The sequence below is a fragment of the Streptomyces sp. NPDC059456 genome, from assembly GCF_042750055.1.
Classification (GTDB): domain Bacteria; phylum Actinomycetota; class Actinomycetes; order Streptomycetales; family Streptomycetaceae; genus Streptomyces.
Window position 1 is genome coordinate 1 of record NZ_JBHYVA010000328.1, and the last position, 9024, is coordinate 9024.

Sequence of the window (9024 nt, forward strand, 5' to 3'; positions counted from 1 at the left end):
GCCGGGACCGCCGCCGCGCTCCCCGCCCCCGCCCCCCCCCGCCCGCGGGCGGCGGGGGGGCCCGCCCCCCCCCGCCCGCGTCCACGGCGGACGGCGGCCGGTCGACGGCGGCGGTCGTCCGTAGCGGCGGGGGGACATGACCTGGGGCAAGGCGTCCGCGGCCTCCAGGACGCAGCGCGGGAGGCCGGGACCGGGCGTCGCGCGGACGGACACCGGTGTCGGCGGATCGGTCGGCAGTTCCACCTGCACGGTGACGGGCCGGTCGTGGTGGGTGGTGCCGTGGCCGGTCTCCTTGCCGTCGACCAGGATCTCCACCTCGACGTGGCGGCCGGTCTCGACGGTGGCGCTGACGGAGTGCCCCGCATGATCGATGTGGAAGTGATGGCGTCGTCGCATGAGGTCGCCTCCGACGGGCGGTGCCGATCGTCCCCCGGTCCAGGGTAGCCGCGGGTGCCGCACGACGCAGTGCTCGGCCGGGGCCCCCTCACGGGGCTGCCGGCCCGCCGCCGCGGGGCCGGACACCGAGCCCGGGGTGCGCGGACGCCCGTACGGTCCCGTCGCCCCCCCCGCACCCCGGCCCCGCGGGGGCGGCCCCCCGCCCGGCCGCGCTGCGCAGACCGACTCCGGGCAGCCCGGCATCTCGTCCTGGGGCAGGTCGAGGAGGGCGGACAGCTCCGGCGCGAGGTGCGACATCGGGTGCCGTATGCCGGTGGGGTTCAGCATGCCCCACCGCAGCGTCTCGATTCCGGTTCCCGGGGCGAGGTGGCGCAACAGGGCTCCGCACACGTCGAGTTCGAACAGCAGGAAGCCCCGCTGGTCCCGGTGCGGCGGGGGGAAGAGCGAGGTGTCGCCCAGCATCGCGCGGAGCGGGGACTCGTGCGAGTGCCAGCAGTAGACGAAGTCCTCGTCCTTGGACGCGCAGCGGCTCAGGAGAGCGGCGAAGAGCGATTCGCGCAGCAGCTCGCGCCAGGCGACCAGCACGGCCAGTCCGATGGCGTCGGTCCGGGCGGTGCCGTCCCAGGCGCGGACCGCTTCGCGCAGCCGCCCTCGCTGCTCGTCCGCCCCGGTCACGGGGTCGGTGAGGACGGTGAGCGCCAAGTCGCGGTAGAAGGCGTAGAACTGCGCGTCGCTGTCGCCCTGGAGCGCCAGCAGCCGGTGCTCGTCCCAGTTTCCGCCGGTGTCGAGCAGTTCGCCGATGCGTGCGGCCCGCCGGGCGGAGAAGTGGTTGGCGGCCAGGCCGGAGACCGTGCCGTGCTCCCGTACACCGTTGTTGGCGCTGACCAGCCGTCCGGATTCGGGGTCGGTGACGTACGGCAGCTCGTGCGGGAGCCGGTGGGCGGTCCAGGCGCGGTCGGGGGTGACCGGTCCCGTGCCCTCGCGCACGGGGAAGCGGCCGGAGACGGTCCAGGCGATCCGGCCGCCGGTGTCGGCCAGCAGGATGTTCAGCGGCGGACCGCCGGCCCGACGGGCGGCCTCCGTAGCGGTGTCGACGTCCCCGGCGGTCATCAGCGCGCCCAGCCCGAGGTCCACGGCGCCCGGTTCCCGCCCCACCCAGTGGCGGGCCAGCGGGACCCCGTCGGGTCCGGACACGTCGACCGGACCCCACGGACTGTCCGTCACCTCCACGTCGACGGGGTCGCCGCGGTGCACCAGGACACGTTCCCGCCGGGTCGTCAGTTGCGCGGGCTCCACCTCGACGAGCTCGACCACGTCCGCCGCCAGCCGGGTCGCGCCCCAGGCGAGGGAGGAGCTGACCCCGGCCACGAAGACCGGGAGGCCGGGGACGGTCACGCCGTCCACCCTGCCGCCCGGCCAGCGCAGGCCGGCCCGGTGGAAGAGGGCGGGCGCGCCCAGCGGCAGATGCATGTCGTTGGCGAGCAGCGCCCGTCCGTCGACGGTGTGCGAGCCTTCCAGGGCCAAGGCGTTGGATCCCCAGGGCCGGTCGTCCGGGGCCACGATCTGCCGGCCGCCGGCCGGCGGGCCCGGGGCTTCGGCCAGCAGGGCGCGCAGCGCCTGCGCCGGCAGGCCGGTCCTCCTGCCGTCGGCCGGCCGTCCGTCCAGCCCCACGAGATAGGGGTCGCTCTCGCCGAGCAGGAAGTCGACGACCTCGGGCGGCAGCGAACGGGCCATCGCCGCGTACATCCGGTGGTGTTCGCCGTCGCCGCTGAGCATCTGGGCGAGCAGCAGGGCCACCAGCAGGGAGTCGCGCGGCTGCCACGGCTCCATGGGCCGGCCGAGCACCTCGTGTTCCAGCGGTGGCGGCGAGGAGGCGATCACCGCGTTGATGCCGCCGGCGTAGGCGGTGAGCGCCGCCCCTTGGTCCGGCGGCAGTTCAGGGAGCGCCCGGTCCGCGGCCGCGGTGAGCCCGGCCCGCCGCTGGGCGACGTCCTGTGCGACGGCGGACGGGCCGAAGAGCTCGGCCAGACGGCCGGCTGCGCTGCGCCGCAGGAGGTCCAGTTGGAAGAGGCGGTCGGTCGCGACCGCGTACCCGAGGCCCGCCCAGCAGTCGGGCAGGCCGGCGGCCCGGACGGTCGGCACGCCGCCGGTGCCGCGCTCGATCGTGACGTCGGCCCGCAGTACCGACAGGCCGCGGTCGGCCGCGGTCACCCCGGCACACCGGTGCAGTGGGCCACCGGCTCGCCGGGGGCCGCCAGCAGGCGGTCCAGCAGCAGCCGGGCCTCCTCCAGCAGGTGCCGGGCCGGTTTCTCGTCCAGTACGGACCTGCTGACCTCCAGGACGAGCCGCAGGTCGTCCCCCTCCTCGCGTACGACGAAGGACACCGCGGTCGAGGACGGCAGCACGCCGGGGGCCGATCCGCCCGGGGGCCGGTGGACCTCGAAGCGGGTCGGACCGACCTGATGGGGCGGCCGCGGCGGCTCCCATGCCACGCCGATGCGGAACGGAGGCTGCCCCGGCGGAAGTACGTCGTACGCCTGCTCCATCGGGGCCCGCTGATGGGTGAAGCTCTCCAGCGCCTCCGCTCGGGTGGCGGCCACCAGCGCGTCGAAGTCCGCCGCCGGGTCGACCGGCACGTCCAGCGCCACGGTGGTGCTGAACAGGCCGACCGCGTGCTCCCGGGCAGCTTCCTCGCGGTTGGCCGTCAGGGTGCCGAGCCGCACCGGCGACGGGACACCGCGGGCGTTCAGCACGGCGGCGAGCGCGGCGGTCAGGCAGATGAACGGCGTGGCTCCACGTGCCCCGGCGTAGTCCCTGAGCCTGCGCGAGAGTCCCGGGCCCAGTGCGACGTCGGCGGTGACGAAGCTGAACAGGTCGGCCCCGTCGGCGGGTTCGGGGCCCAGCCGCACTTCGGGCACCGGGCGGCTCAGCTTGGCGGCCCAGTACGCGAGGTGGTCGGCATACCGTCCCTGCGCCAGCTGCGCCCGCTGGTGTCCGGCGTACCGCAGGTGCACCGGCTCGGCTTCCGGACCGGCGCCGACCCCGCCGGCCAGCCGCGCCCGGTACGCCTCGGCGAGGTCGGCCAGCACGACGTGCAGCGACACCCCGTCGCAGAACAGGTGGTGTACCGCGAGCAGCAGGTACGAGCGGTCCGGTGCGAGCCGCACCAGCCGGGCGCGGAGCACCGGCCCGTGCACCGGGTCGAGCGGCTCGGCCAGCAGGCGGCGGGCCTGCCGGGCCGTCGCCTCCTCGGCGGACTGCGCGGACTCGGCGGCCAGCGCGCTCAGGTCGGCCACCGGGCAGGGCGGCGGCGCCGCGACCGGGGCGACCGTCTGGGTCGGTTCACCGCCGTCGGACGCGGGGACCACACGACCCCTGAGCGCGGGGTGCGCGGCGACCACGTCACCGAGCGCGGCCGTCAGCACGGGCACGTCCAGCGGTCCGCCGACGAGGACCGGCAGGAGCACCGTGTTGAAGGGGGTGCCGGCCAGGAACTCCTCGGTGCGCCACAGCTCCTGCTGCTGCACCGAGAGCGGGCAGGGGGCGTCGGCGTCCCACTGCGGGCCGTCCGCCTCGCGCCGCGGGAGGCGCGCGACGGCCGCCGCCACCGCGCGGACCGTGCGGTGCTCGAAGATCATGCCGACGTCCACCGCGCGGTCGAGCGTCCTGGTCAGTCTGCCGGCCGCCCGGACGGCGAGCAGCGAGTGCCCGCCGAGTGCGAAGAAGTCGTCGTCGGGCGAGGTCGCGGGGCGGTCCATCAGCCCGCTCCACACCTCGGCGACCTGCATCTCCAGCGGGGATCCCCACGGCACGGGTTCGGTGGGCGGATGTGCCTGCTCGAACGCCTCGGCGGCGATCCTGGCCCGGTCCACCTTGCCGTTCGGCATCAGCGGCAGCCGGTCGTAGACGCGCAGCGCCGCCGGAACGAAGTGGCCGGGCAGCCGGGCGGCCAGCTCGGCCAGCAGGGCAGCGGACAGGTCCGGGCCCGGCCGCACGGACTCGACGCCCGCGGCGAGCACGACCGCGCCGCGGCTGTCCGAGGTGACGGCGAGCGCGGCGCGGCCCACTCCGTGCAGCGCCGTGAGGGCCGACTCGATCTCGCCCGGTTCGACGCGGTTGCCGCGGATCTTCACCTGGTCGTCCAGCCGCCCGCGTAATCGCAGGGTGCCGTCGGGCAGGAGGGAGCCCACGTCGCCCGTGCGGTAGAGGCGGCCGGCCCCCGTGCCGGTGAAGCGCTCGGCGGTCTCGGCGGGCTGTCCCCGGTACCCGCGGGCGAGGCACACGCCTCCCAGGTGCACCTCGCCGTCCTCGCCCGTGGGTACCGCGCGGCCCGAGTCGTCCAGGACGAGCACCCGGACGTTGTCGACCGGACGCCCGACGGTCAGCTCGGCTCCGGCCGGCTGGAAGCCGCCGGTCACCTGGACGGTGGCCTCGGTGGGGCCGTAGACGTTGGCCATCGCGCAGTGCGGCAGCAGCCGGCGGGTGCGCAGCCACAGCTCCTCGCGCACCCGGTCGCCGCCCAGGAACAGGCTCGACAAGGCGGGCACCGGGGCGGCGGCGGACTCCAGGACCAGCAGCAGTTCCTCCCACAGCGCCGGCACGCAGTGCAAACCGGCTCCGGGACGAGCGGTCAGCTCGCTCAGCAGGCGCTCCGGATCGAGGCGCAGTCCCTCGTCGACCAGCCAGACCGCGTCGCCGCGGGTCAGGGGCGCGATCACCTGTTGGATGCAGGCGTCGGAGGTGAGCCGGGTGGTGGCGGGCAGGAGGGCGACACCGCCGTCGACCCGGTTGGCCCTGGCCACCCAGCGGCAGTAGTTGACCAGACCGTGGTGCGCCACCTCGACGCCCTTGGGCACGCCGGTGCTGCCGGAGGTGAACATCACGTAGGCGAGGTCGCGCGGCTCCACCGGGACGTCGACCGGCTCGGCAGGGCCGGACCACAGGTCCGGTCCGAGGACGACCGAGGGCGTGGCCGGGCCGGCCCGCAGAGCCCACTCGGCGGATTCCTCCTCCGCGCACAGCGCGGCGTCGGGGAGCGCCTGTTCCAGCAGGACGCGGGTGCGCTGCGGCGGGTCCCCGGGGCCGAGCGGCAGCCAGGCGGCACCCGCCTTGAGCGTGCCCAGTATCCCGGCCATGAGTTCGGGGGTGGCCGGCCCGAAGACCGCCACCAGCGATCCGAGGCCCACGCCCGCCTCGCGCAGCCGGGCGGCCACCCGGTCGGCCGCCCGGACGAGTTCGCGGTAGCCGACGGTCCGGCCGGGGGAGTGGAGCGCGACGGCGTCCGGCCGGCGCCGGGCGTGCTCCTCGACCAGGTGGTGCACGCAGGTGCCGGTCACGGGCCCACCTGCTCGGTGATGAGCGTGCCGACCGCCGTCTGCGGGTCGTCGGCCACCGCACGCAGGATGCCGTCGAAGGCGGTGACCAGGGCTTTGATCGCTACCGGCGGGTATCGGTCGGCCTTGTAGGTGACGTGCCCGGACAGCGCCGGGCCGTCCGCACGCAGTTCCATCGTCAGTCCGAAGGTGGTGGGGTCGAGTTCCTGGCCGTCGCCGAAGACCAGGCCGGACGCCTGGCGCAGGAAGCCGCCGGGCACGGGGGTCTCGGGCACCCAGGCGTCCTGGAGCGCGAAGCCCACCTGGAGCAGGTCGGCGGGGTCGATGCCGTCACGCTCCCGGAGGGCGTCGACCACCTCCTCCAGCGGGACCTCCTGGTGGTCGAACGCTTCCAGCAGAGCCGTCCTGACCGTCCGCAGGTACGCCTCGAAGGCGGCGGCGGGATCGATGGGGGCGCGCAGCACCAGGGTGTTGGCGAACAGGCCGACGAGTTTCTGGGTGCCGGGCCAGCGGCGATTGGCGACCTGGATGGCGGCCATGGCCTCCGGCGTGCCGCTGCGGGACGCCACTGCGAGCAGGAAGACCGCCAGCAGGACCGTGAAGTCGGTGGTGTTCTCCCCCCTGGCCAGCCGCGCGACCGAGGCCATCGTCGCGGCGGACACGGTGACGGGCTGGGCGGCGCTGCGGTACCCGTCGTCGCCTTCGAGCGCCTCGGGCAGCCGGAGGTCGGGGTAGGGCGCCGCGAGCCGGTCCAGCCAGTAGGAGCGGGCGGCGTCCATGCCACCGGCCGCCCGATGGGCCACCTGCCAGGTCGCGAAGTCGGTGTAGGTGAAAGCGAGCGGCTCGGGCGCGGCGGTGCCCTCGACCCGGGCCCGGTAGTCGGCGGCGACGTCGGCCACCAGTTGGTTGCGCGACCAGCCGTCGAAGGCGATGTGGTGGGTCACCACCAGCACCGCGCTGCGGGTCGCGGTGAACCGCAGCACCCTCAGCCGCAGCGGGATCTCGCGGACCAGGTCGAACGGCAGCTTGGCCTCGGCCTTGGCGGCCTGCCGGATCGCCTCTTCGCGTGCCGTCTCGTCCAGGTCCCTGTACTCGCGCTGGCGGACGGGAACGGTGAAGTCGGGGCGTACGGTCTGCCAGGGCCCGTCGCGGCCCTCGCCCAGGGTGGCGTGCAGGACGTCGTGCCGGCGGATGGTGTTGCGGAGCGCGGACAGCAGCATGCGCGGGTCGAGGTCCCCGATCAGGTCCACCCGCATGATCTGGTTGAAGAACGCGGCCTCCGGCAGGGTCCGTTCGACCTTCCAGAAGCGTTCCTGGAGCAGGGCGAGCGGAGCGCTGTACGGGCGCAGCGGGGAGTGGGCGAGCGGGGCCGGGCCGTCGGCCGGCGCGTCGGCCGACGTGCGGGCGCCGGTCTCCTCCGTATGCTCCCGGGCGGCGGCGACCAGCGCGCTCAGGCGGGCCAGGGTGGGGTTGTCGAAGATGTCCCGGAGCCTGAGACGGACGCCGAACTCCTCCCCGATGCGGCCGATCAGCCGGGTGGCGATGAGCGATTGGCCGCCCAGGCTGAAGAAGTCGCGGTCCTCGCCGCCGTCCGGCTGGTCGAGGAGTTCGTTCCACAGGGTCCGCAGGCGCTCGCCGGTATCGGTCACGCGTGCGCTCCGGCGCCGCCGAGCGTCAGGACACCGGCCGCGTCGGCTGCCTCCCGCAGCTGCTGCAAGTGCACCAGGTTGGCCAGCACCTCCTTCGGCGGGACGCCGAAGTCCACCAGGCAGGCGATCTCGGTGACGCCCGAAGCGGCCAGCGCGCGGACCCTGGCCAGCGCGGTGTCCGGAGTCCCGAACAGTCCGTTGGCGGTGAAGTAGCGCTCGAACGCCAGCTCCGCCAGGGCCGCCCGGTCCGCGGCGCTCACCTTGGCGGGGTCGATGGCCACGTCCTGGCTGTCGGCCAGTTTGGCGAACAGCTCCATGTGCGAGCGCAGGTAACCGATGAGGGGCCCGTGGACCGTGCGCCGCACGTCCTCCTGGTCGTGGCCTACGAAGGTGTGGAGCATCGCGGTGACCGCGTACTCGTCGGGATCACGTCCCGCGGCGCGGAGTTCCTCGCGGTAGACCGCGGCCTTCTCGCCCAGTTCGGTGTGGTTCTGCTCCAGCAGGGCGGTCAGGACGTGCAGGCCCTCGCGCGCGCCGGTGCGCCAGGTCTCGGCCGAGGAGGACGCGGTGATCCACAGCGGGATCTCCCGCTGCACCGGGCGCGGGAGCGTGCCGATCTCGATGAGGCTGCCCGCACCGTCCCGGCGCCGGAGGGTGCTGCCCCGCCACAGCTCGCGCAGCTGCCGGATGCCCGTCACCGTCCGGTTCCGGCGGTCGGCGTAGGCATCGGGGGCGAGGGCGAAGTCGTTGGGGTGCCAGCCGGAGGCGAAGGAGATTCCGGTCCGGCCGCCGGACAGGTTGTCGACGACGGCCCACTCCTCGGCCACCCGGACCGGGTCGTGCAGTGGGAGTACGACGCTGCCGGCCCGCACCCCCACCCGCTCGGTGACCGCGCAGACGGCGCCGGCCAGGACCGCGGGTGCGGGGTAGGGGCCGCCGAAGGCGTCGAAGTGGCGTTCGGGGAGCCAGATCGCCTCGAAGCCGTTGCGGTCGGCGAAGCGGGCGCAGTCCAGCAGGAAGGCGTAGTGCTCACGGGTGGTGTGCTCACCGCCGGCCGAGAAGAAGAACAGGCTCCACTTCATCGGCTGCCCGCCGTGGCGGACGCGGGCCGGTGCGGGGGCCTTCGCGGGTGGCGCCGGGGACTGCCGGCGGGCGGCGAGCCGTTCCTGGAGTAACCGGCGCTGCTGCGGGGACAGGGCACGTATACGGGCGTCGATTTCCACCACGGGCGAGGATGCCTCCGTGAGACGGCCGGAACGCCGTGCCGTGCCGGCGGGTCGTTGGTGCCGGCCCGGGAGCGGACGCGCGGAACGGTGAGCCGGGTGAGTGACAGCGCGAGTCGGGTGGAGCATCAGCGAGACCCAAGGATGTTCACTCGTCACTCTTCCGTCAAGAGCGCCGATACGGTCGCCCGGACGCCCGGAGTGTGCCATGGTCGATTGGCATCTGACGCTTGGGAGGGCGGGGCGGGATGGCAGGGGAAGCGCGAGCGGGGGGGGGGGCCCCCCGCCGCGCGGGGGGGCGGCCGGGGGGGCGGGGGGGGGTGTGGTCTGCGCGGCAGACCCGCGGGGGGGTGCGGCCCCCCCCCCCCACGGGCGCGGCCGCTGGGCCGAGTGCGTCGTCAAGGCCGCCGAGGGCAAGGACCG

The 9024-nt window shown here is 75.1% G+C and carries 4 protein-coding genes; all 4 read right to left on the reverse strand.

The window, feature by feature from the left end; genetic code table 11:
* Nucleotides 1-2607 (reverse strand): penicillin acylase family protein (locus ACFXA3_RS25325; RefSeq protein WP_385190466.1); only part of this gene is annotated, 2607 nt, incomplete at its 3' end.
* The gene (locus tag ACFXA3_RS25330) at nt 2604-5732 is read right to left on the reverse strand and encodes an amino acid adenylation domain-containing protein (RefSeq protein ID WP_385190469.1); all 3129 of its coding nucleotides are present in this window, start codon (nt 5730-5732) and stop codon (nt 2604-2606) included. The genes ACFXA3_RS25330 and ACFXA3_RS25325, both read right to left, overlap by 4 nt.
* Nucleotides 5729-7378 carry a condensation domain-containing protein gene (locus ACFXA3_RS25335; RefSeq protein WP_385190472.1) on the reverse strand — a complete coding sequence of 550 codons (1650 nt, stop codon included), beginning with the start codon at nt 7376-7378 and terminating at the stop codon, nt 5729-5731. Before ACFXA3_RS25335 ends, ACFXA3_RS25330 begins: the two co-directional genes overlap by 4 nt.
* Nucleotides 7375-8604 (reverse strand): MupA/Atu3671 family FMN-dependent luciferase-like monooxygenase, encoded by a 1230-nt coding sequence (locus ACFXA3_RS25340; RefSeq protein WP_385190475.1) that lies wholly within the window; start codon nt 8602-8604, stop codon nt 7375-7377. Before ACFXA3_RS25340 ends, ACFXA3_RS25335 begins: the two co-directional genes overlap by 4 nt.
* Nucleotides 8605-9024 lie beyond the last annotated feature (420 nt).